At 54.4% G+C, this 24,359-nt stretch carries 14 protein-coding genes and 1 CRISPR repeat array (1 of these 15 only partly in view); of the genes, 5 read left to right on the top strand and 9 right to left on the bottom strand.

What is annotated here, in order from left to right; genetic code table 11:
• Positions 1 to 176 precede the first annotated feature (176 nt).
• The 4 genes from KTT_RS17045 (at position 177) to KTT_RS17030 (ending at position 12,241) form a co-directional block, all read left to right on the top strand.
• On the top strand, positions 177 to 2,402 hold the full coding sequence (locus KTT_RS17045) for a S53 family peptidase (RefSeq protein ID WP_126597128.1): 2,226 nt from the start codon (positions 177 to 179) through the stop codon (positions 2,400 to 2,402).
• 34 nt (positions 2,403 to 2,436) lie between these two features.
• The gene (locus KTT_RS17040) at positions 2,437 to 5,280 is read left to right on the top strand and encodes a protease pro-enzyme activation domain-containing protein (RefSeq protein ID WP_126597127.1); all 2,844 of its coding nucleotides are present in this window, start codon (positions 2,437 to 2,439) and stop codon (positions 5,278 to 5,280) included.
• 46 nt (positions 5,281 to 5,326) lie between these two features.
• On the top strand, positions 5,327 to 8,125 hold the full coding sequence (locus KTT_RS17035; protein ID WP_126597126.1) for a protease pro-enzyme activation domain-containing protein: 2,799 nt from the start codon (positions 5,327 to 5,329) through the stop codon (positions 8,123 to 8,125).
• A gap of 306 nt (positions 8,126 to 8,431) precedes the next feature.
• Positions 8,432 to 12,241, top strand: coding sequence for an ATP-binding protein (locus KTT_RS17030; RefSeq protein ID WP_160145932.1), 3,810 nt, complete (start codon positions 8,432 to 8,434; stop codon positions 12,239 to 12,241).
• A gap of 173 nt (positions 12,242 to 12,414) precedes the next feature.
• Here KTT_RS17030 and KTT_RS17025 read toward each other — a convergent pair whose 3' ends face one another.
• From KTT_RS17025 to KTT_RS16980, 9 genes are all read right to left on the bottom strand, one after another.
• Positions 12,415 to 13,563, bottom strand: coding sequence for a tyrosine-type recombinase/integrase (locus KTT_RS17025; protein WP_160145931.1), 1,149 nt, complete (start codon positions 13,561 to 13,563; stop codon positions 12,415 to 12,417).
• A 107-nt stretch (positions 13,564 to 13,670) separates the two neighbouring features.
• On the bottom strand, positions 13,671 to 13,910 hold the full coding sequence (locus KTT_RS17020; protein WP_126597123.1) for a helix-turn-helix domain-containing protein: 240 nt from the start codon (positions 13,908 to 13,910) through the stop codon (positions 13,671 to 13,673).
• A gap of 160 nt (positions 13,911 to 14,070) precedes the next feature.
• A complete protein-coding gene (locus tag KTT_RS17015) occupies positions 14,071 to 14,694 on the bottom strand; it encodes a hypothetical protein (protein ID WP_126597122.1) in 624 nt (207 codons plus the stop codon).
• A 661-nt stretch (positions 14,695 to 15,355) separates the two neighbouring features.
• Positions 15,356 to 15,754: a DUF488 family protein, N3 subclade gene (locus KTT_RS17005; protein ID WP_126597120.1), complete on the bottom strand. Its 399-nt coding sequence runs from the start codon at positions 15,752 to 15,754 to the stop codon at positions 15,356 to 15,358.
• Between the two features lie 49 nt (positions 15,755 to 15,803).
• A complete protein-coding gene (locus KTT_RS17000) occupies positions 15,804 to 17,195 on the bottom strand; it encodes a DNA cytosine methyltransferase (protein WP_126597119.1) in 1,392 nt (463 codons plus the stop codon).
• Positions 17,196 to 17,288: 93 nt separating this feature from the next.
• Positions 17,289 to 18,086, bottom strand: coding sequence for an exonuclease domain-containing protein (locus KTT_RS16995; protein WP_160145930.1), 798 nt, complete (start codon positions 18,084 to 18,086; stop codon positions 17,289 to 17,291).
• 590 nt (positions 18,087 to 18,676) lie between these two features.
• On the bottom strand, positions 18,677 to 19,699 hold the full coding sequence (locus KTT_RS16990; protein ID WP_126597117.1) for a hypothetical protein: 1,023 nt from the start codon (positions 19,697 to 19,699) through the stop codon (positions 18,677 to 18,679).
• A complete protein-coding gene (locus KTT_RS16985; protein ID WP_126597116.1) occupies positions 19,623 to 20,414 on the bottom strand; it encodes a hypothetical protein in 792 nt (263 codons plus the stop codon). The genes KTT_RS16990 and KTT_RS16985 overlap by 77 nt, the downstream gene beginning before the upstream one ends.
• 404 nt (positions 20,415 to 20,818) lie before the next feature.
• Positions 20,819 to 21,493, bottom strand: coding sequence for a hypothetical protein (locus tag KTT_RS16980; protein WP_126597115.1), 675 nt, complete (start codon positions 21,491 to 21,493; stop codon positions 20,819 to 20,821).
• A gap of 282 nt (positions 21,494 to 21,775) precedes the next feature.
• Here KTT_RS16980 and KTT_RS16975 point away from each other — a divergent pair, with 282 nt between their 5' ends.
• Positions 21,776 to 22,606: a hypothetical protein gene (locus KTT_RS16975; RefSeq protein ID WP_126597114.1), complete on the top strand. Its 831-nt coding sequence runs from the start codon at positions 21,776 to 21,778 to the stop codon at positions 22,604 to 22,606.
• 94 nt (positions 22,607 to 22,700) lie between these two features.
• A CRISPR array of direct repeats spans positions 22,701 to 24,359; the repeat unit is 37 nt; unit sequence GTTTCAATCCTCACCCAACCGCGAGGCTGGGTGCATC; it runs 2,705 nt beyond the window's last position.

Here is a 24,359-nt window from a genome sequence, read left to right as displayed (position 1 = left end):
AAAAATAAATTATTTCTCTTTACTAGACAAGTAACAAATTAAAACAGCTATCCATATTTTATTTGTAAATGTGATTATTACCACTATATATAATATAATTATGAAGTGATTTAATTACCCCAAAAAAATCATTTTGGGGTACAGTGCCTCTTTAATACCTATGCGGAGGTGCCGATGTGAAAAAAGACATGCGACATAGCAGGTGTATCTATCATGCGCTACTGGCCATTGCACTGCTGTGGCCAACGCTCATTGCCAATCGGATGCTGTACACAGCTCTGGCTGTTCAGGCACAGATGCAACGCCCGATGACAACAATCTACGGTCATGTGCCTCGACTGGTGCAGCGTGCGACACCGGTCGGGAAACCACCAGCCAGCATGCCCCTCCCCCGTCTTGAGGTGTTTTTGACGCTGCCTAAAGAACGAAGGCCAAATGGACAGCTAGACCCGAAGGCAAAGCCAGCCATAGATCAACGGCTTCCCGGGCTGGAAGACCTGTCGGACCCCCAGTACCATGGCTATTACTCCCCAGATGTCTTTAAGAGGGAGTTCGCTCCGAGCCTGGCGACTGTGGATAAAGTGTCAGCGTATTTACGCAACCTGGGTTTAAAGATCGTCTCCGTGGCCCCCAACAACCTGTATATCAACATTTCCGCCACCGTGGCGAGCGCGGAAAAAGCCTTTGCCGTCCGGATCAATTACTATAACATCCGGAAGCAACAGGTCTATGCGCCGGCCAACGATCCGGTGGTGGCGGCCACAGTATCCGAAGACATCCAGTGTATCGTCGGGCTCGACAATGTCGCCAACGTCTATAATTCGCACATGCTGCAGGCTCCTTCCTCTACCCACGCCGGATTTCAAGGTCATACCCCGACTGACCTGCGCACCACCTATGATATAACCCCTTTGATCAAAGAGGGCGCCAGCGGGAAGGGACAGACCATCGCGCTGGTTGAACCTAACGACTATAAGCCATCCGATATAAACCTGTACCGTAACACCTATCACCTGGTAGCGGCACAGGCGAACCAGTACAGCAAAGTTCCAGTCGGAAATGGCACTACTCCCACGATTGGACCGCATACGTTGGAAGTAGAGGCGGATATGGAGATCATGTCGGCCATAGCTCCAGACGCCTCACTGAAGATCTACATGGGGCCTATGTCCACCCCCGGCTTCTATGATACCCTCAACCAGATCGTCGCGAACAATCAAGAGAAAATCATCGAGAGTGGTTGGGGCGACTGTGAAGCGGCCTTTGGCAAGAGCGTCCTCAGCGGTCTGGGTAACATCATCAAAGAAGCGGCGTCACAGGGACAGGCGGTATTCGTCAACAGCGGCGATACCAACGCCTACGGCTGCGGCGATAGCACCCTCAGCGTCATGGCACCCACGGATATTCCCTATGTGACCTCGGTGGGGGGAACATCTCTGACAACCGTATCTCCTCAATACAGCCACAATGAAACTGGCTGGTACGATTCAACGCCAACATCGTACGCTGTCAAAGGTACCGGCGGCGGCGGCGGCATCAGCGACTATTTCGATCGACCCTCCTACCAGGTTGGTCTTAACCTCACCACTCCCACCACTATCCAGCGCCTCCAGGTGCCCGACGTTTCGGCCAATGCCGATCCCACTACCGGCTATCGTATCTACTGCAGCCTCGCTTCCGCAGGCTGCACAGGCTGGACTGTTATGGGTGGTACGCGCCTGGCTACAGCGCTGTGGGCCGCCATGGTAGCGGATATCAATCAATACCTGGACAATCACAATAAGATCAACATGGGGAGTACCTCCGCGCTTCTGTATATTCTCTATAGTGTTCCCCAACCCCGGCTCGCTTACCATGATATTACCGAGGGCAGAAATTCCATTTATAGTACCAGCACCGGTTATGATCCGCTAACCGGCATCGGCACCCCTGATGCCTGGAATATAGCCCTCGACCTGGAGGTGTTCGCCCCTCTGGTCATTCTGTGCCGCGGCGCCGACCTGGAGGAGCCGAAACCCATCGCTGTCCCCTGCCGCTCTGCCTCCACGAATAACCCTACCCTGATCTTGCGCGTCTATAAAGATGGTAGTGGCCTGCTGACCACGCTGGCAGGCGGTGGGATAAAGTTCGATACGATCATACCACCCGGCACTCTCAACAGCGCACAGCTGGCTGCACTGCTCAAAAAGATCAGCGATGTCTTAACCATACCTACACGTACTTGTTATAGGCCCGCTTCTTTTAAATTTATCACTTCAGCCACCTACCAGGCAAAATCCAGTCCCGATCTGTATTGCCTGCAATTCCCATATCCACAAGACCCACCAGAGTACAAGGAGCTCTGGACTGTGGTGCAAGCCATGTTGGGCCCATATACAAGACCGTATCCACACTCTTCGTAGTTGTTACACGACGATCTTGTGAGGAGATTTTTCAATGGCCAGGCTTGAAGATAATGATCGCTACCAGGTGCGGCACCATATCACGCCTCCTGTTGTAAAGATCATTGAAGAAACGATTGGAGAATCCTGCAAAGCGCAGGGTTCTCCGCCATTTGGGCTAAAAATATTAGCCATATTCGCGGTTGAGATAACCCTGATCATGATGAGCTGCCTGACACCTATCCTGGCACGGGCCTATCTCGCTCCCGATCACCAGCGGCAGCAAGAGAGCCAGAGAGTTTCCGGACAGAAGGTAGCGTTGTTGGAAGCACATCAGCCGCTCCATCCAACCTCACCGGCTATGGTGATGGAGCTTTCCTTTGCCTTGAAATTACGCGACGAGCCCGCGTTAGATGCCTTGCTCGCCAACCAGAACAATCCAGCGTCGCCTCTCTATCATCACTATCTTACGCTCCGCGCATTCAATGATCGCTTCGCGCCCGGCGCGGATAGCGTGGCTGTCGTTGTCGCCTACGCACATCGGCAGGGCTTTCAGGTCACCTCCGTCTCCTCCAATCGCATCCTTGTTCACGTAAAGGCAACCGTTGCCAGCGTCAACCATGCCTTTGCCGTCACCATCAACGATTATCGGCTGGGATCGCGTGTCGTTTACGCGCCCAGCGATAATCCACTGCTACCTCTCACAGTCGCCGCGCGCATAAACACCATCACAGGATTGAATTCTGTGGGGCGCTATCATCCCGTTAGCCTGCATCGCAATCTCAAGCCTCTCTATCCGCGTAAAGGTCCCAAAGGGGGCTATACGCCCGACGAGTTGCGTACTGCCTACAATGTCAAACCCTTGCTGGCGGCCGGCATGGATGGCATGGGACAAACCATCGCTGTCTTCGAACTCGATGGGTATCTGCCTGAGGATGTTGCTTTCTACCGGCAATACTATCATCTCGGGCCGCTCAAGGCGTCCAATGTCCTGGTCGATGGCGCGACTGCTACGCCCAGCGAATTCGCCATCGAAGCGACGATGAATATGGAGGTGATCTCGGCCATGGCGCCCGGGGCCACGCAGCAGGTGTACATCGGTCCCAACACCCTTACAGGTATTACCGATACCTACAATCGCATTGTTACCGATGACACGGCCAAGGTCGTTAGCACCGGTTGGGGAGAGTGCGAGCTATCCCTTACTTCTTCCTATATGGATGCCTTGAATACGATCTTCAAACAGGGGGCGGCCCAGGGGCAGTCGTTCTTTGCCGCCAGCGGCAACCTGGGAGCATACGACTGTACCGTAAACGCTATTCAGACCTTAGCCGTTGATTCACCGGCCAACAATCCTTACGTGGTGGGGGTCGGAGGAACCACGCTCAACACGGGCCCCGATGGCAGCTATGGCAGCGAAAGCGCCTGGGGCAATCTATTCAGTGGACCCAACCATACCGCCGTTGGTAGCGGTGGTGGTAAAAGCATTCACTTTTTGCGCCCCGCTTACCAGAGTGGCCGCAACCTGACCGATTCCGCTCGCATGCTTCCCGATGTCTCGGCCAATGCCGACCCCGATACCGGCTATGCCATCTATCACACCGGCGGTAGCCTGTCCAACCCCGGATGGACGGTGCTGGGCGGTACAGACGCCGCGGCACCACTATGGGCCAGCATTATCATTGATATCAACCAGTTTCTGCTGTCCAAACATATCTTTCCAGTCGGCAGCGCCAGTGTGGCTCTCTACCAGCTATACAATATGCCACAGCTCTATCCACCCTATCATGACATCACCAGCGGCACAAACCTGTACTACGTGGCTACGCCAGGGTACGATATGGCGACCGGGCTAGGTACCCCCGATGTCTGGAATATGGCGCGCGACCTGGTGAGTGCGCCACAATTACCCACCCAGATGTTACAGAACGCCGGCTTCGAATCTGAAGCGGCCGGATGGAAAGAAACATCCAGAGGCGGCTACCAGCTCATCAGTACCGCCAATCCCCATAGTGGCAGGTATAGCGCCTATTTCTGTAACTATGCGAACTGCCTCGACTCGATTGCGCAGGCTACCTTGCTGCCAAAGTTTATACGCCAGGTAACGCTGAGCTATTGGATCTTCAGTGGTCGGAGCGGGCAATCCCCCAACTGTCAGAACAATCTGCAGGTACTCCTGCGTACAGAAAAAGGTGAACTTATCACGACGGCGCAGAAGCTCTGCAATCCGGTCACCAATGGGTGGATACAATACAGCTTTGATGTTACTAATGCGTTGCTCAAATATGCCGGGCAGACAATTCAGCTCGTGTTCGAAACCAGCAGTAGCAACGCTCCACGCTCTAACTTTTTCGTCTACCTCGATGACGTGGAGTTCCGATCGCTGACAGTGGCGGCGGGAGGTACGACCGCGCAGTTCATGAAGAATCCTGGCTTTGAGGTCGGCCAGGCTCCCTGGAAGGAGACGTCCAAAGGTGGCTACCAGCTCATCAGCACCGCCAATCCTCATAACGGCAAGTATAGCGCTTACCTGTGTGGCTATCCCAACTGCGATGACACCATTTCCCAGACGATCACTTTACCAACCGCCACGCATGACGCGGCCCTGAGCTACTGGTTTTTTCTCGGGCGCACGGACACCAATACGAGCTGTCACGATGCCTTTAAGTTCTCTGTCAACTTGCTTACGGCGCAGGGCAAACCCATCACGAACCTTCAGACGCTGTGCAATACCGCTGCTACCGGCTGGAGCCAGTATAGCTTCAATGTGATGACAGCCTTAACACCCTATTTAGGGCAACAGGTACAGGTCGTCTTTCGAACCACCGGATCAACCGCTAAGCGCGCCAATTTTTTTGTAGATCTCGATGACGTGGCCTTATACGCAACCTATAGCTGATGCACCTAGAGACATTCTATCCGCTTTTTAGTTTCCGGAGGTGAATATGGGTACATCCTGCACTAAACACTATTATCACAAATACCTGCCAGCGAAAAAACTGCTGATGATCATCAATATCACGATAGCACTGCTTATATCCACGTGCCTCGCATCTGCCCCATCTATGGCTTATCCGTACGCCACGCCGACACCCCAGCCAACAGGCACGCCGCTCCCTGTGGTGGGGGGAAACGTGCTCACGGGCCATTTAACAGCGGCATTGGTCAATACCCCTCCGATAGGGCCGACCCCTGAAAGCAAAGCGTTACACCTCGTTTTTCTACTGAGGCTACGCGATGAGGCTAAATTGGATAGCTTGCTCGCCGCCCAGAATGATCCGACATCGCCCCTCTATCACCACTATCTGACAACCGAGGAGTTTAATGCTCAGTTCGCGCCTACCCAGGACGACTGGAATGCCGTCGCTAAATACGCACGTGGTCAAGGCTTCAAGGTCACCGAAGACGGCAAAGACCGCACCACTAACCACCTTATCGTTAACGCTTCGGGCACTGTCGAAATGGCCAATAAGGCTTTCGGGATCACCATTCAGAACTACAATCTGAAGGGGCGTATCGTGTATCAACCCAATCACGATCCACTGGTACCGAAATCGGTGTACAGCCTGATAAAAAACGTCACTGGATTAAACAATGTGGGGACCTACCATCGCCTCGACCAACAGCACAGGCTCCGGCAAGCGCATCCTCGGCAGGGTCCCATTAGCGGCTACACGCCGAATGATTTGCGCGCCGCCTACGACATCAATCCACTCCTGCAGGCGAAGAATAATGGCAAGGGGCAAACGATCGCCCTCTTTGAGATGGATGGCTATAATCAAAAAGACATTGACATCTACCGCCAACATTATGGTCTGGGAGCCTTAAAACCTGATGAAGTACTGGTCGATGGTGCCACCAATACAGCGGGGGCCGGCGCGATCGAGGTTGAACTCGATATGGAGGTAGCCTCGGCGATAGCCCCCGGTGCCGCGCAGTGGGTCTATATCGGGCCTAATACGGTTACAGGTGTTGAAAATACCTACAATCGTATCGTCTCGGACAATAAGGCGAAAATCGTCAGTATCAGTTGGGGTGAATGTGAATTGACGAGTACCGCGGCACAGATGAGAGACACATTGAATACGATCTTCAAACAGGGAACGGCTCAGGGACAAATGTTTTTCGCCGCCAGCGGGGATAGCGGTGCCTATGATTGCGACAACACGATTAACAATCCCACTACCGTATCGGTCGACACGCCCGCCAGTGATCCCAATGTGATAGGCGTGGGCGGCACCACACTACATACAGGGCCCAATGGCAGCTATGGCAGCGAAAGCGCCTGGAACGGCACCACAGGTCAAGGGGGAGGTGGTTTCAGCGCCCGATTTCCTCGCCCAGACTACCAGAAGACTCTCAATCCACCCGGTATAAATCCCCTCCCTCTCCAGCGCTTTGTACCCGACGTCTCAGCCAATGCCGATGGCAACCCGGGCTATTCCATTTACTACACCAGTGGGAACACTACCAATCCCGGATGGACGGCCGTAGGTGGGACCAGCGCCGCGGCACCGCTGTGGGCCGGCATCGCCGCTGATATCGCTCAAATGCTCCAGGCGAAAAATCCCCCGGCGCTGAGCCAGTTCAACAAAACTCTCTACACGCTGTATAATCAGCCTCAGAGCTATATCCCTTTTCACGACATTACTACCGGCACCAATGGATATTATCCCGCTGACAAGGGCTACGACCTGGCCACTGGCCTTGGCAGCCCCGACGCCTGGAATATCGCCCGCGACCTCCAGAGCGATCCAGTATCGAATGTAAGGACACTATTGACGAAAAATACCAGCTTTGAGGATAAATCCGTCGACTGGAAAGAGACCTCCAGCGGTGGCTATGAACTCGTCAGCGTCAACAATCCCCATATCGGCCTGTATAGCGCCTACCTCTGTGGCTATATCAACTGCCATGATACGATCTCACAAACCGTGCAAATCCCCCGTGCTACCAGCCAGGTGACACTGAGCTACTGGGTCGATATCGTGGATCCCGAGCCCACCAATAAGTTTCGAGTCCTCTTGCAGACTACACAGGGCAAACTCATTAAAACGGTTCGGGAACTGCAGACTGCCAACGGCAACGGCTGGATACAGTACACCGATGATGTGAGCGATGCGCTGAAACCCTATGCAGGGAAGAGCATCCAGATCGTCTTTGATGCCAGCGGGTCCAGTACACCACAAAGCCCCTTTGCCGTCAACCTGGACGATGTAAGTCTGCAACAGGTGAGCGACACATCCGGCAACACCACCCAGATGATGAAGAAGCCCAGCTTTGATCAGGGGAAGACTCCCTGGCAGCAATCCTCCAAAGGTGGCCTCCAGTTGATCAACAAGAACTTTCCTCGTACACCAGATACGTATAGCGCCTATATGTGTAACTATCCCAACTGCCAGGATTCGGTGGCTCAGACGGTGACCTTACCAGCAACCACGCGCAATATCATCCTGAGTTACTGGGTCTACCTCGGTCGCTCCAATACCACGGGCGCCTGCTCAAACACGTTTCGTTCGTATGTCCGTGAGCCAGGATCAGGGGGACGCACCATTGCCAGCATACAAAAGCTCTGCAGTACCGATGCCAATGGCTGGATGCAGTATAGCTTTAACCTCAACTCCACCCTGATGTCTTATGCGGGCAAACCGATACAGTTTGTGTTTGAGACCAGTGCACAAACCAATGGCCGCACCAACTTTTATGTGTCTCTTGATGACGTCCTGCTCTATGTTACCCGTTAGTTGAACAACACGAGGAGCGTGATGGGTCGGACCCGCCACGCTCCTCGTGTTGTCGTCCTTCTGCATCCTTTTGTTGTGTCAATGCGTGCTAAGGAAAGGAAGTGCTTATTATGTAACCCTGTAGATGCAGAAGTCTTCTTTTCTCAGCGTTCTTATTGATTTGCGTACGAATTGAGTGCGAACGGCTTCGGCAGTTCATTGGGAACATATAATATACCCCCCGTGTTCTAGCGCACCCAAACGCAGAAGCAAGCATCAGAAAGACACGTTATACAGAGGGCGCGAGAAGGAATGAGAAAAGAAAAAATGGATTTAAAAACCCCTCGTAAGCATCCACTGGCCGATGGTAAGGAGATGGGCCGCCTGATACGCGAGCATAACTGGGCGGCCACTCCCCTTGGATCACCCTCACACTGGCCGCAGAGCTTACAGATGGCAATCAGCATGATGCTGGAGGCGCGCTTCCCGATGGCGATCGCCTGGGGCGACGATTTCATCCTGTTCTACAACGACGGTTATCGTCCCATCCTGGGAGCCACCAAACATCCGGCCCTGGGTAAGAGAACCGCAGAGGTCTTCGCCGAGAGCTGGCAGGAGATCATCGGCCCTCTCTTTGAGAAGGCGATGGCCGGCGCATCGGTCGGCTTTACCGATTTTCCCATCCCCCTCGATCGCTATGGCTATTTAGAAGAATGTTATTTTGAGTTTTCCTACAGCCATATTCAAGACGAGAACGGTGGAGTAGGCGGCGTTCTTGTCGCCGCTACAGAGACAACGCAACGCGTGGTAGGAGAACGTCGCATCAAGATGTTGCAGGCATTAGCTGCCCGCATGGTCGAAAGCCGGGCCCCCGAACAGGTCTGCCAGCTCGCCGCCTCGGCCCTCGCCGAAAACAGGGCCGACCTACCTTTTGCCCTCTTATATCTGCTCTCCTCAGATGGCGCGCAGACACGGCTGGAGGGAACCGCGCACCTTTCACCCGGCACAGCTGCTTCTCCCGAAAGCATCCGGCTCTCCGATTCGGATGCTCCCTGGCCGTTGCAGTCCGTTGCCAGCAACGGCAAGCCACAACTGGTGGAATTTTTCCCTCCTGAGATTGCGGCACCGATCGCCGCGCTGGGCAGCAAAGCGCATCCCGCGCCTCAAACCGCCCTGGTCTTGCCAATGGCGCAGGCAGGAAAAGAAGGCCTTGCTGGCTTCCTCGTGGCGGGAATCAACCCCCGACGCAAGCTAGATGATGACTATCGCGCGTTCCTGCAACTGGCAGCTGGACAGATAGCCGCCGGGCTGGCTTCCGCCCGGGCCTATCAGGAAGCAGAGGAGCGCGCACGCGCGCTGGCGGAACTGGATCAGGCCAAGACGGTATTTTTCCACAATATCAGCCATGAGTTCCGTACCCCGCTCACGCTCACACTGGGGCCGCTGGAAGCGCTGCTGGATGATCGTTCAGATCCGCTCTCGCCGCCACAGCGGGCACAGATCGAGTTGGCGCGCCGCAATGCCCTGCGCCAGCTCAAGCTAGTCAATGCCCTGCTCGATTTCGCGCGCATCGAGGCCGGGCGGTCAGAGGCCGTCTATGAGCCAACCAATCTGCCGCAACTGACCACCGACCTGGCCAGTACCTTTCGGGAATTAGTAGAGAAGGCCGGCCTTCAGTTGATCGTGGAGTGCCCACCTATCTCCGAGCCCATCGCCGTCGATCGGCAGATGTGGGAAAAGATCGTGCTTAATCTGCTCTCCAACGCCTTCAAATTCACCTTCACCGGGTCTATTCGCGTGGCGCTTCACGCCGCCGAAGATGATGTAGAATTGGTCGTACAGGATACCGGCGTCGGGGTCAGTGAGCAGGATCTTCCGCATATCTTTGAACGCTTTTACCGGGCACTACCAGCACGGACACGCATCCAGGAAGGCGCGGGCATCGGGCTCTCCCTGGTGCAGGAACTGGTCCATCTGCATGAGGGCACCATTACCATTCAGAGCCAGGAGGGTGTCGGGACCACCTTTACCATCCGCATTCCACGCCGGTCCGACCGGACGTCAACACCTCAGAAGGTAGAAGCAACGCCGCAACACTCATCACCAGAGCTTCAAGCACCCCCATATGTAGAAGAAGCCATGCACTGGCTCGCTGAGACACAGCAGAAAATGGTGGAACACGTAAACAAGCTGGAAACGTTCCCTATCTCCGGCGCCTACACCGAAACACAGCAGCCTGATCGGGATGCGCATCCCGGTCACGTGCTGGTTGTAGACGATAACGCCGATATGCGGGCCTATCTCCAGCGCCTGTTGTCCCCAACGTATCAGGTGGAACTGGCAGCCAATGGCAGACAGGCGCTCACCATCGCGCGCGAGCAACACGCCGACCTGATCATCAGCGACGTCGTGCAGCCAGAACTCGACGGCTTTACCTTGCTTAAAGAGCTGCGCGCGGATCCATCGACAGCCGATATCGTGGTGATGCTGCTGTCAGCCCGCACAGGCGAGGAGGCAATAGTCGAAGGACTGGGGTTGGGAGCGGAGGATTACCTGGTTAAGCCGTTCTCAGCGCGTGAACTGCTGGCACGCGTGGCCCTGCGCATGGAGATGGCGCGCCTGCATAAGAGAACACGGCAGGCGCGGGCACACTTACATGCACTATTGATGCAGGCACCGGCTATCATCTGCGTCCTCCGGGGCCCAGAGCATATCCATGAGCTGGCCAACCCACTCTACATACAGACGCTTGGATCGCGTCCCATTCTTGGTAAATCGATTCGCGAAGCGGTGCCAGAACTTGAAGGTCAAGGGTATTTTGAGATGCTCGACCAGGTCTACACGACAGGTAAAGCTATTACCGGCATAGAGGCAAAAGTCGATCTGGAGAATAATACCACAGGCCAGAATGAGGAACATTTTTTTAATTTCGTCTATCAACCACTTACCTCTACCTCCAGCGAGGTAGAGGGTATCCTGGTGCACGGGGTGGAAGTAACCGAGGAGGTACGGGCACGCAGGCAGCTCGCCACCAGCGAGGCGCGCTTCCGCTTCCTGGCCGAGGAGATGCCTCAGAAAGTTTTTATGGCCAATCCCAATGGAGACGTCAACTACTTCAATCCCCAGTGGACCGCATTTACCGGACAGCCTTTTGAGGAGATTCGCAATTGGGGCTGGACCCGGTTCGTTCATCCGGAAGATGTCGAGGAAAACGTGCGCCGCTGGCGCCATTCCATTAAAACAGGCGAACCCTTCTACACCGAGCATCGCTTTCGCCGAGCCGATGGCGTCTACCTCTGGCATATGAGCCGGGCGATCCCTATTCGGGATGACCGAGGGCACATCATTCAATGGATCGGATCTAATACAGAGATCGAAGAGCAGAAACAACTTGAAGGTCGCAAAAACGAATTCTTACATATGGTAAGCCATGATCTGCGCTCCCCGCTCGCCGCTATGAAGGGCAATCTACAGTTCTCCCAGCGCAAACTGAGCAGGCTCCAGTCCATTATCAAGGATGCGCAAGAACCTATACCTCAGACGCTTGATGAGGTCTCCGAACTCGTCGTACGTGCCCTACGCCAGATAGATATCCAGAACAGGCTGATCGGAGATCTGCTGGACATCTCGCGCATCCAATCGGGTCAGCTCGATCTCAACTTGAAGCTGTGTAATCTGGTATCCCTGGTACAAGAAATCGTACAGGATCACCAGGCGGCATCACCAGGCCGCTCCATCACATTCAGTCTGCCCGAAACCGGAGAGGCGATCATGACACTGGTGGATGCCGATCGCATCGGGCAGGTTGTCAGCAATTATCTCACCAACGCATTGAAATATTCGGCGGCCTCCGCTCCAGTCATCGTCGGAGTGCAGCGGAACAGCAATACAGCCCGTGTGTGGGTACGCGATCAAGGGCCCGGCCTCTCGCCCCAGCAGAAACAACGCATCTGGGAACGCTTCTATAAAGCACCGGGAATCGCTATTACAAGTGGAGCCGGGCACGGCATAGGTCTGGGCCTCTATATCTGCCAGACCCTGATTCAACACCACAACGGAGAGGTTGGCGTTGAAAGCATCCAGGGGGAAGGCTCAACCTTCTGGTTCACCCTTCCCCTTCTCGACGGCACACCTTAACCAACATAAAACGTACGATTCACGATGATTCTTCTCACAAGATTGCCTTAAATGTTGTATACTCACTTTGTGAGCAAAAAACATCTAGCCGGAACATCGGCTAGATGCGCTTTAGAGGCCGATTCCCATAATGTACCGGTAGAAGATTACGCGAAATGACACCAGAATTGACACTAAAACGGCCTCTCATTGCCATATAATCCGTCCATTTTGTCGACAACATCCCTCTTCATCGAGGGCAAAACATGGCCGTATGTCCCCAGCGTAATGCTGATATCCGCATGCCCTAAAAGCTCCTGCACCACATTGGCCGGAACCCCCAACGCCAGCAGGATCGTCGCCGCGCTATGCCGCAGATCGTGGAATCTGACATACGGTAACTCAGCATCCTGCAGCAACTTCGTTATCTGGTTGCGCAACGTCGAACGCCTCACGAAGTCCCCGTCCTTGCGGCAGAAAACGAGATTCCGCTCTACCCACGCAGATCCCGCGGCCAATTTCTTTTCCGCCTGGCGCAATCGGTGCTTTTTGAGTAATTCGATGATAAATAGCGGTATCTTTATCGTGCGCATGCCCGCCTTTGTCTTCGCCTTCCCCTCGACAAAGCCATATCTGGGGTAATAGTTTACGGTACCAGATACGCGCAACTCCCCTTTAACCATATCAATATCAGTCCACCGCAACACCAGGATCTCTCCCAATCTCATCGCCGTCACAACCGCCAGAGCGAGCAACGTATCCAGTTCCCGCTCAGCTGCCACCTGCAATAATATTCTCGCCTGGTCAGCGTCCAACACTTCTCCCTCATATTTCGCAGGACGCGGCAACTCCACATCCTCGGAGACGTTCGTCCCCACCAACTTCAGGCGCTTGGCGTGGTCGAGCGCCTTGTGAAGGACCGCATTGAGCCTGACAGCACGGCTCGCGGACATCCCGCTCTTCAAGCGCTGCGCGTAGAAGGACTGCAACTGCAACGCAGTCAACTTGTGCAGCTTGATATGCCCCAATCCGGGTATGAGGTGCTTGTAGACCACAACTCGATTGTTGATGTAAGTGCTTATCCTTATCCGGGGCTTTTCCACATCCTCCAACCAGTATTCCAGAAAATCCTTCAGCGTTTGCTGGGGTCCAGTGGCCAGCGTTCCCATCTTCTGCTGCAGCCTGGCCTCTTCAAGGAGCCTGTACGCTTCTTTTTCAGAACTCGCATAAAAGGATTTGTACTTGCCTGTCTCTTCCAGCTTGAGCTTCGCTTCCCATCGGCCGTCCTTCCTCTGGAAAACCGAACCACCACCACGAACGCTCTTTTTCCTCTGTCGCGCCATGAAACACCTCCAAAGAAATGATCCTGACATTTTACAGCCAATGCCAGGATCATTAGAGAAATCAGGCTAGGATCTTTCATCACTATAAGAAAAATTGCAGATTATACTTATGCGATGCTTTTCGAAGAAAGCTGCTCAATCCATTCCTGCAACTTCGCCAGTGGGACGCGCGTCGCACCATCGACCTTCACAGCCGGGAGACCATGGCTATTGATAAGGTCGTAGACTTTAGTGCGACCAAGCCCCAGGATTTTCATGACTTCAGGGATGGTTAGCAGGCGAAGCTGCTCGGGCTGCAAAATCTCCTGCTGCGTTACTGCCTTTTGTGTGATCTGACGTTTCTTCATGGAAGGTTCCTCTCTTTACTGGCAAACGAATCAAACACGAATAGAAACACTACATTTGATAATGCAAGAATGTGGGGGCACTCTCTGACCTTGAAGATTGTGGAAGGAATATGGAACTTACGAGGCATTAAGCATTGTCGCATCATGCAGTCGAGCCAGGTTATAGTGCCACCTGTACCTTGCCGGAACGCCATATCTTGACAGCCGACTCTACCACGTAGATATAGTGGCCCGGGTTGTTGTTATCGCCTGCGGGCGCGTACTTTGGAATAATGGTTTCAATCGTCGTCAAGCCGCACCCCTTATAAACGGGACCAACCATCAGCTGGTACCAATGCTCAAACCCATCCTCCCAGCTATTCATCTTCGCGTACCCACCACGATCCTGATCGATGCAGAGCCGATCGGGTATGCATCGTTCGTTACTCAGAGCCAACGTTGCCGTTGCCTCCCCCTGCGTGCCCATCGTTGATTCATTCAGGAAAAAAGCGAGTGGGAATGCTGGATCGATGCCATACTTTACTCCTAAGTTGTAGAGCACCTGACCCTTACCCTGCGCCGGTGAGCTATAGAAGCTCAATATCGCGTTGATTTGCACCACAGAAACAGAAGGGGAGCCGTAGATGGACATTCCGGTACTGGCAGGCTGATGGGATGATTGCCCTGGTGAAGGCGCTACTGGCGAATGAACTCCTGCTTGTGAGGGTTGCTTTACCGGGAACATTACAACGTAGAGAATGCCAACAATAAGTAAAAGACCTGCAATCGAGAGCGAATTCTTCACGTCGGTACTCCTCCTGGAGCGCCGAGCGCATCAGAGTATGGTATACTTTTCTTGTTACGCTCGGTACTCTTAACTTGTTTCTTGCGTAACATGCCGGTAGTGGGAGCTGCAAACTATCACTGCCGGTTTGATCCATAAAAAAATTGCCGATGCATTTTCATGCCTATGCAAATTCCTCCACATATATTCTCAAAAAGCACATAAAAGAGCAGGCTAAGTATTTTCTTAGACCTGCTCTTTTATGTGCCGGGTACTTTAAGTTAATCCTTACAAGCACCCTCTCCGCAAGGGCACTCTTGTATCTTGCATTGGTGAGGTTCTAACCACCGTATAGGGATGCCGAGAAGTCGCGCACATAGAATTTCATTAGCCGTTGATGCTCCAATATAGTCTCCAACATTCAACACCAGGATCTCGTCTGCCAGCTCTATCTTCCGCAAATGGAGGGCATCCAAGCGTGCTTTGTCTACCTCAGTAAGCCCGAGAGCCTCATCTGATTTGAAATCGCAGCCAATACTGAGTACGATGTGGCCTGCCAGCGTCTCCTGCAAATTCGCCTTGCGGAACGCTTCAGAGAACCGTGTGCTGCCACAGAGGCAAACAACGAGGGGAAAGTCTTCATCGATGGTAAGGACATAGGGGCGCCTCGATTGCTTTTCACTCACTGAATCACCTCCAAGTTCGGCACAGCCTTGTTCAGTAAATTCACAACGGTCCGACGGTGGCAGGTATCATAATTCTTGCAGGCACAGAGAAGAACCAGAGAGGTGCCAGATTGGAGCAGTTGGGCCAGTTCTTTTATACATTCAGTAGGATCTGCTAGCTGGATCGGCAGCTCTGGTGTATGGTAATTGATATTTCCCAGTGGTTGCATATGGATATAACGGGTTCCCCAGGTCGCCTGGAGTGTACTCTTGCGCCACTCAGGTCGCCAGCGCGAGATGGGGCGGTAACGGATATCGATAAGAAGACACCTGGGATCCGTCATCGCCTCGTGAAGTTTTTGATCAATCATAGGGTTGGCGTATCCGAGGGCATATACTTTACCTGGCTGCTGCACAGTATTTCTCCTTTTCCCTCTCAAAGAGACGATTGAAAATTGTACAATGCTATGCTAGCGATGCGATAACGCGCTCCATCAGCATCTTCATCACCGACGGTGTGACCGCATTCCCCAATTGTTTGACCTGCTCACGACGCGTTCCAGTGACGACATACTCAGCTGGGAAGGCCATAGCAGCCTGGATCTCTTTCGGTGTGAGCATGCGGAACCCACAGTCCTCTACCGCGATCGCTTCCTTGTGGGTTGTATGTGTGATCAATGCATGCCGTTCCAGGGTGGTAACTGTCGGCACCGCCTCCTGAATGGGCGCCAGCTGACCATGATGATAGTAAGTCATCAGCCAGCTGGGGCATCCTGGCGGCACGACGAGGCTGTGATGATTGCCTGCCGCGCAAATCGTCGAACACGGTCCTTCTATGCTGCGTGGGCGGTATTCTCCCAGGTGGTCGAGGAGAAATGGTGGCGTCACGAGTCCCGTTGCGTCATAGGCTGTCTGCGTGGCATAGGGCTGCTCAGCCAGCACAACTGGACGAACTGAAGGATGATTGAGGTTGACCAGAAATGGTGAAACGATCATCGATGACTGCGGCGCGTGCGCGAACTTCTGTAATCCGTCGGCAATGCGCTTGAGCGTCTTTTCACGCAGCGGCTTCTGGCGATCTCCTATCCGAGGTGCAGGCAGAGACCAGTCAATTGCATTGGCCGCCGCGTAGTAATAGGGTGTTATATCATGAGCGCAGGATGGGCACCGATAAAGATACTGCTGGCGGTATTTGCCGTAGCGACGGTTGGGCCGCTTCCAAACCTGCACCGCAGCGACGTCCCGTTCACATGATGGACAATAAGCCGGAGGAGTGATAGTGAGGCGAGGACGGCGGTTCTTGCGTTTCCAGGCCACGAAGTACATGCGATCGCGACTCTGCGGTGTCGGGTGGGCAAACATCGAATTGAGGTAAACCATCTCGAATTTATAGTCCAGACTCTTCCAGGCCTGCAGCCAGGATTGGAACGGCCGCCATAGATGGACGTCAACGACATTTTCCAGAATGATAGCCTGGTAGCCGTGATATTCCGCCCAGTCCAGAGGTGTCCACATGGTGCAACGCGAGCGCTCCTCTGCCTCCGCCTTCAAGTCTGGTTCCTCTGGTTCCCACAGCCCCAGCTGCTGCTGATTGACACGCTTCTTTCCCTTGGCCAGGGTATGCGAGGAACACTCGGGTGAAGCGATAAGGATCGTCGTCGAAGGAAATCTCCTTGGGTTGGCCATATGCAAGTCGGTTAACGCGTGAAGGGTCTCTGGATAGTTCGTATTGTGGGTTTCGATCGCCCTGCGCCAGTGATTAATGGCCAGCCGCACGTCAGCACCAGCAAGAGTTGCACCGGTCGTTGACCCACCAGCACCGCAAAACATATCTGTTACTGTAATATCCTGGCTCATGTTTCTCCTCTTTCTCTCATATCTGCTCACGGATCTCTGGATGAAACGGCCCCTTGATCAGTTGATCAGGGGACCGATGTATATTTGCCAGGGTTAGAAAGGGTGCTCATCCAGGTCTGAGCTATCATCATCTGTATCAGGAGGATCAGCTTTCATATCTGTGATCGCGTTGGCCATAGCATTGAGGAGAGCAATCTGCCCTTTGCCGCGGTCTAATGCTGTCTGGTGAGGATGCTGCGGAAGGGGACTGCCAATACGCTGGCATACAGTCTCTAGCTTCAGATATGTGCTCGCCGCGTAATAGCTGGTCGCGTAGTGCATCATGTCTGCACCAATGATTGAGATAGGTTCTCTGTTTAGGCGTGCAGTCGCTTCGCTGAGTTTACCAGTATCAAAGTCAAGGTTGTACGACAGAACATATTTTCCTTTGAGGGTTGCCTCCAGTTGTGCCAGGACGTCCTCAATACGTGTGGCATGTGCTGCCAGGTGCGAGGCGTCAATACCGGTGAAGTGCTCTATAGATGGCGCGATGGGTTTCGATGGTTGCGCATACAGATCAAGGAGGCTCACCCCATCCTTATCCAGTACGACCGCTCGAATAATTTCCGCGTCTTCATACAGTCCGGTTGTATCCAGTTCAAGAAAAACAAGATTGGGCATGAGCTGTACCGCTTGCGCCCAGCGTACGATGCTCAACGGGGGGAGCTTGGGCAGTTGCTGCGCCGCTCTACGAAGTTTTCGGATTTCTGACTCTACACACTCAAGCTGAGATTCAATACCAGAACGATAAGAAAGTCGGCAATGTAAATCATCGACATTCTTTACGGATCCACGGACGGCTTCCTGATCAATAAGCGTTCGAATGCCTTGGATGTCAACATTCAATTCCATACATATCTCCCTGCAAGTGTTCTTTTGCTGTAAAAGACCACCTTCATATGGTTTCACCATCGCACGAATTTCTTCACAATTATTCTCCAAAAGCACATAAAAGGGAGCTTACAAAGTTGTAAGCTCCCTGCCTTACATAATGTTTCAATCCTCACTCAACCGCGAGGCTGGGTGCATCCTGAAGTACGGGTATCCAGTGCTGGTGTGCATTCCGGGTTTCAATCCTCACCCAACCGCGAGGCTGGGTGCATCGACCAGCTTCACACCCTCGCACACAATGACTACGTGTTTCAATCCTCACCCAACCGCGAGGCTGGGTGCATCATGACAGGGTATCGGGTGCGGCAAGCTTTTTTGCGCCGAGCTGAAGCAGAGCCCAATGAAGGATGAAAGGGTTGCGGGGGAAGGTGCTGTCGCATCGATCCCCCATAGCACGATGCATGTTGCCACTCGCTCACCAACGATCAATCTTCCTGGGCTGCATCTCTCCGTCTTCTCGTCTCCCAGCCTTTCCTGGCCGCCGCACGAAGTCCCTCGGGGCCCAGCGTCTCCCAGCCTTTCCTGGCCGCCGCACGAAGTCCCTCGGCGCCCTAAGTCTCCGCGCGTTTCCTGGCCGCCTCACTGCGTCCCTCGGGGCCCAGCGTGTCCTTGGCTTTCCTGGCCGCCGCACGAAGTCCCTCGGCGCCCTGAGTCTCCAGGCGTTTCCTGGCCGCCGCACGAAGTCCCTCGGCGCCCAGCGTCTCCGCGCGTTTCCTGGCCGCCGCACGAAGTCCCTCGGCGCCCAGCGTCTCCGCGCGTTTCCTGGCCGCCGCACGAAGTCCCTCGGGGCCCAGCGTCTCCTTGCCTTTCCTGATCGCCGCACGAAGTCCCTCGGCGCCCTGAGTCTCCAGGCGTTTCCTGGCCGCCGCACTGCGGTCCGATGCGGGCTGATAGGGAGGCGGTCCATCAGCATTGACCCAACTATTGTTTTGTCTGCGTCTTCCAGTGAGAAGATCAGACACCCGCTTTCCATCCTTTAATCGCTCCGTCTCAGGTCGTAGGGTCTGGTAGTCCGTGCCAAAGTGCTGATACGTGCCAGGGCCTCGCGCAAAATCGATATAGGTACCATAGTCAGCCAAGTCATAGCTGCTCCCCCCCGGGCTTGTTAAGCGTCGGCGGGAAGGGTCCTGAGCGGCAGTTTCCACACCGGAGGCTTGAGGGCGATCGACGAACTGCAATTGGGCCGCGCTGGCTGTCTGAAGAAGTTGAGGATTGACGCTCTCCCCTTCTGGCATGTTGACAGCACGCTGTAGGTTGTAGGCGTCGGAGGGCGGCTCATGGGCGAAGAGGCTCCTGAAAGCCTCCGGGTCGCCCTGGAGGGCCCGCATAGCCAGTTCAGAGAAAGAGGACTGCTGAGGGGCGTCGTGTGTGTCGAAGGGCGGCTGTGTAGAAAAGTCGTGCTGCCGTTCCCTTTCCTGCTGCCGTTGCAGCGACGATGGCTCCCCAGTTGTTGTCCTGATGATATCTGTTGTCCTAGCTGTCGACTCAAACCGACTATCACGCGTTGGCCGATGAAGGTCTTGAGGATTGATCGTTTCTGAGTGTTCGTGATGAGGGCTCTTTTCGAATGGCATCCTGTTCTCCTGCCTTGTTGGTGTTCCATGACGTACATTGTGGGTGTGCAACATAAGCCATGGTCATCCGTCCTGTTTCGCAAACAGGATAGAGCCGCAGGCAGGCAAAAGCAAGAGGGAAAGAGGCCCAATGGGATCGACGCAAAAAAACGTGCCGCACCCGTCGTTCACGACTTCGCTTGTACCCTTCTGCGTGATAATATGCAGTATCGCGAGTCTGGCGAAGCATAAAGAGACTGGCATTGCTTACAAAGCTACTCCAACAGTCCACCCCTCCCATCAAGGCATACTCACCAGGGCCATTGATATTATCCATTCGACCGAGCGTCATCGCACTGTAGCCGATCTTTTCACCTAACAACATAATCTCTTCTATGAGCTGGTTTCGTTGCTCTGCCTCGTCTTGATGAGCATGTTCAATCTCTGTCAAGATCACATGTCCAATCTGCTCTACAAGCCGATATTGTCCCTGCTTGCGTAACTCATAGAGAAAACGTAACGTATCAGGCAGCACTTCGCGATATCGCGTTCTCAGAGCCTCTAGCTCCTGTCTCTCATATTCTTGCCTTTCTGCCTCGATACGTTCCTGCTCTGCAGCCTCTAACCGTAACCGGTAAGCAGTCTGTTTGCAGGCATCGTCACAATACTTACGCCGTCGGTGTCCTGGCACACTCTCTATCGATCTCTGGCATATAGGATTCTGACACTGGCTCATATCTATCCTCTAATACCAATCGTAACGCGCAGCAGTGGTTGGCCAGGCGGCCAGGGGGTGCGGCAAGCTTTTTTGCGCCGAGCTGAAGCAGAGCCCAATGAAGGATGAAAGGGTTGCGGGGGAAGGTGCTGTCGCATCGATCCCCCATAGCACGATGCATGTTGCCACTCGCTCACCAACGATCAATCTTCCTGGGCTGCATCTCTCCGTCTTCTCGTCTCCCAGGCTTTCCTGGCCGCCGCACGAAGTCCCTCGTCTCCCAGCGTCTCCAGGCGTTTCCTGGCCGCCTCACGAAGTCCCTCGTCTCCCAGCGTCTCCAGGCGTTTCCTGGCCGCCTCACGAAGTCCCTCGGCGCCCTGAGTCTCCAGGCGTTTCCTGGCCGCCTCACGAAGTCCCTCGGCGCCCTAAGTCTCCGCGCGTTTCCTGGCCGCCTCACTGCGTCCCTCGGGGCCCAGCGTGTCCTTGGCTTTCCTGGCCGCCGCACTGCGGTCCGATGTGGGCTGATAGACAGGCCGTCCATCAGTATTGACCCAACCATTGCTTCGTGCTCTCGCTCCAGTGAGAAGATCAGACACCTGCATTTGACGCTTTAATTGCTCCGTCTCAGGTCGTGGGGTCCGGTCTGCCGTGTCATCATAGTGCTGATACGTGCCAGGGCCTCGCACAAAATCGGTCTGGGTACCATATTTAGCCAGGTCATAGCTGCTCCCCCCCGGGCTTGTTAAGCGTCGGCGGGAAGGGTCCTGAGCGGCAGTTTCCACGTTGGAGCTCTGCTCAGGGGCGTCGTGTGTGTCGAAGGGCGGCCGTTCCCTTTCCTGCGGCCGTCCCCTTTCCTGCTGCTGTCTTTGGTAAAGGCTATCGAGATCATGCGGAACATGAGGTCTTTCCTGCTGCTGTGGCAGCGACGATGGCTCCTCAGATGGCTCCTCAGTTGTGCTCCTGATGATATCTGTCCTAGCTGTTGTGCGAGCTGTCGGCGTATACCAACCAAACCCACCATCATCCGTTGGCCGATGAAGGTCTTGAGGATTGATCGTGGTTGGGAGTTCGTGATGAGAGGGCGTTTTTTCGAATGGCATCCTGTTCTCCTGCCTTGTTGGTGTTCCATGACGTGCATTGTGGGTGTGCCACACAAGCCATGGTCATCCGTCCTGTTTCGCAAACAGGATAGAGCCGCAGGTAGGTACAAGCAAGAGGGAAAGAGGCCCAATGGGATCGACGCAAAAAAACGTGCCGCACCCCAAGTATAGGGTGCAGCAGGCTTTTTTGCGGAAAGGCCCTCTCCAGGAGATTGGGCCTCTTTCCCTCTTGCTTGTACCTACCTGCGGCTCTATCCTTCTCACTAAAAAGGATGGAGCACGATGGATCGACGACCACACACCCCCCCCATTGAGGTCACCACCAATCCGCAGGAACGGATAGATATGCTGAGGGATCAAGAGCACTATGATGCGCATGGGCTTTTTCCTGGTTACTCTGAGCACTACCAGACCTATCCCGATGGGCAGCACGGGCCGAAGGGGAAATCTGCTACCGAGGCCACGCACTCCTCCGCTGCTTGGCTGGAGCACGTGGATCAACCCGATCAGGGCATTGACCCTCGGCGCCTTAATCACACCCACAACGACCTGCTGCCGTTCCTCTATCGCCCTCAAGCCTCTGGCGTGGAAACTACCCCTCCTACCCGTTCCCAGGAGATGTCTCGCCGTGGCAAGGGCCACCAAAAAAGAATAGACATTACAACTACCCTCCCAACGGCAGCGCACCTGGACGCTACCCGCCTGTACAACCGTAACTTCCAAGGGGCAGGAGGCATGGAGCGGATGCTGCAGGAGGCTCCTGATGAGGCTAGGCTCTTCCAGGAATACAACGCCATACGTTATAGAGGCGCGGATTGGCAAAAAACAGCGTTCAAAACGTTACAAGAACAACAAGGTGGGTCATCGGCTCCATCGATAAATATTGAGAATATGCAGCCGACGCCAGAACACCTGGAAGCTACCCGCCTGTACGACCGTAACTTCAGAGGGTCAAAAGGCGGAGGCATGGAGCGGATGCTACAGGAGGCTCCTGATGAGGCTAGGCTCTTCCAGGAATACAACGCCATGCGTCAGAGAGGCACGGATGAGCAAAAAGCAAGGCTCAAAGCGTTACGAGAACAACAACGAGGGGGTCGGAAAAACCGATCATGAGCCACCCTCGAGGCCGATAGGAAAAGGTCAGGGTCTCCCCGCAAAAAAGCTTGCCGCACCCCAGGGTATCCAGGGCACTATTTACCCCCATCGTGTTTCAATCCTCACCCAACCGCGAGGCTGGGTGCATCTTATATCAATCGCCTGCGTCAGGAGAGCCAGGTGTTTCAATCCTCACCCAACCGCGAGGCTGGGTGCATCTTATATCAATCGCCTGCGTCAGGAGAGCCAGGTGTTTCAATCCTCACCCAACCGCGAGGCTGGGTGCATCTAGATTGACTTTCATCTTCTTAACACAATCCTGTTTCAATCCTCACCCAACCGCGAGGCTGGGTGCATTCTTGTTCCTCCGGAGATACAATATGCCCACTAAGTTTCAATCCTCACCCAACCGCGAGGCTGGGTGCATCTTGCACCGCTACCCAGCTCATTCGTTCTGCACATCCTGTTTCAATCCTCACCCAACCGCGAGGCTGGGTGCATCGCTGGTACCTGCCAGCACTGCATTCTGCGCCCCACGTGTTTCAATCCTCACCCAACCGCGAGGCTGGGTGCATCTGGACTCTCCAGAAGGCACCGGCGTCGTGCTCTACATGTTTCAATCCTCACCCAACCGCGAGGCTGGGTGCATCTTGCACCGCTACCCAGCTCATTCGTTCTGCACATCCTGTTTCAATCCTCACCCAACCGCGAGGCTGGGTGCATCGCTGGTACCTGCCAGCACTGCATTCTGCGCCCCACGTGTTTCAATCCTCACCCAACCGCGAGGCTGGGTGCATCTGGACTCTCCAGAAGGCACCGGCGTCGTGCTCTACATGTTTCAATCCTCACCCAACCGCGAGGCTGGGTGCATCGTCCCTTTTTGGTCGTCAATTACCCATTCCTCTTGTTTCAATCCTCACCCAACCGCGAGGCTGGGTGCATCATCGCCGCGGCCGGGTGTGCCAAAGATGTGATTGTTTCAATCCTCACCCAACCGCGAGGCTGGGTGCATCAACCACGCAAGGTCCACGCCGGCGTGGTTGGTGGGAGTGTTTCAATCCTCACCCAACCGCGAGGCTGGGTGCATCTACGGCACATATGGTCTGTTAGTGCAGCCAACAAGTTTCAATCCTCACCCAACCGCGAGGCTGGGTGCATCATTAGGTGGTGTGTTCATTCATCCTCTTTTCATGCATGTTTCAATCCTCACCCAACCGCGAGGCTGGGTGCATCTCTGGTTGCCGTTGTATGAAGGTATAGGTTACATGTTTCAATCCTCACCCAACCGCGAGGCTGGGTGCATCATAGCGGAACATCGAGATGCTTAACATAAATGGGTTTCAATCCTCACCCAACCGCGAGGCTGGGTGCATCAGTTGGCGATGGTCGTGGTCCACGTTGTCCCAGGTTTCAATCCTCACCCAACCGCGAGGCTGGGTGCATCATGGACACCCGGCCTGCTGAGTCCTACCTGACCATGTTTCAATCCTCACCCAACCGCGAGGCTGGGTGCATCTGTCTTTCTTTGCCATGCTAGTATCCTTCCTGCCGAGTTTCAATCCTCACCCAACCGCGAGGCTGGGTGCATCCAGTTTTTTGATAGGAGGAAAACAGCACTATGCCGAGTTTCAATCCTCACCCAACCGCGAGGCTGGGTGCATCGCCCGTTTGATTGTTGCTGATGCCGAACGCCTGGAAGTTTCAATCCTCACCCAACCGCGAGGCTGGGTGCATCGCCGAGACTGGAAGCCTGGCACCGCATGGCGCATGT

Source organism: Dictyobacter aurantiacus, assembly GCF_003967515.1.
GTDB classification, from domain to species: Bacteria; Chloroflexota; Ktedonobacteria; order Ktedonobacterales; family Ktedonobacteraceae; genus Dictyobacter; species Dictyobacter aurantiacus.
The sequence above is the reverse complement of the archived record's forward strand: the minus strand, read 5'-3'. Positions and strand labels throughout refer to the sequence as shown.

Coding starts and splice junctions, on each gene's coding strand:
- KTT_RS17040 (WP_126597127.1), top strand. CDS start 2,437: ATGGCCAGGCTTGAAGATAATGATCGCTACCAGGTGCGGCACCATATC.
- KTT_RS17035 (WP_126597126.1), top strand. CDS start 5,327: ATGGGTACATCCTGCACTAAACACTATTATCACAAATACCTGCCAGCG.
- KTT_RS17030 (WP_160145932.1), top strand. CDS start 8,432: ATGGATTTAAAAACCCCTCGTAAGCATCCACTGGCCGATGGTAAGGAG.
- KTT_RS17025 (WP_160145931.1), bottom strand. CDS start 13,563: ATGGCGCGACAGAGGAAAAAGAGCGTTCGTGGTGGTGGTTCGGTTTTC.
- KTT_RS17020 (WP_126597123.1), bottom strand. CDS start 13,910: ATGAAGAAACGTCAGATCACACAAAAGGCAGTAACGCAGCAGGAGATT.
- KTT_RS17000 (WP_126597119.1), bottom strand. CDS start 17,195: ATGAGCCAGGATATTACAGTAACAGATATGTTTTGCGGTGCTGGTGGG.
- KTT_RS16995 (WP_160145930.1), bottom strand. CDS start 18,086: ATGGAATTGAATGTTGACATCCAAGGCATTCGAACGCTTATTGATCAG.
- KTT_RS16990 (WP_126597117.1), bottom strand. CDS start 19,699: ATGCCATTCGAAAAGAGCCCTCATCACGAACACTCAGAAACGATCAAT.
- KTT_RS16985 (WP_126597116.1), bottom strand. CDS start 20,414: ATGAGCCAGTGTCAGAATCCTATATGCCAGAGATCGATAGAGAGTGTG.
- KTT_RS16980 (WP_126597115.1), bottom strand. CDS start 21,493: ATGCCATTCGAAAAAACGCCCTCTCATCACGAACTCCCAACCACGATC.
- KTT_RS16975 (WP_126597114.1), top strand. CDS start 21,776: ATGGATCGACGACCACACACCCCCCCCATTGAGGTCACCACCAATCCG.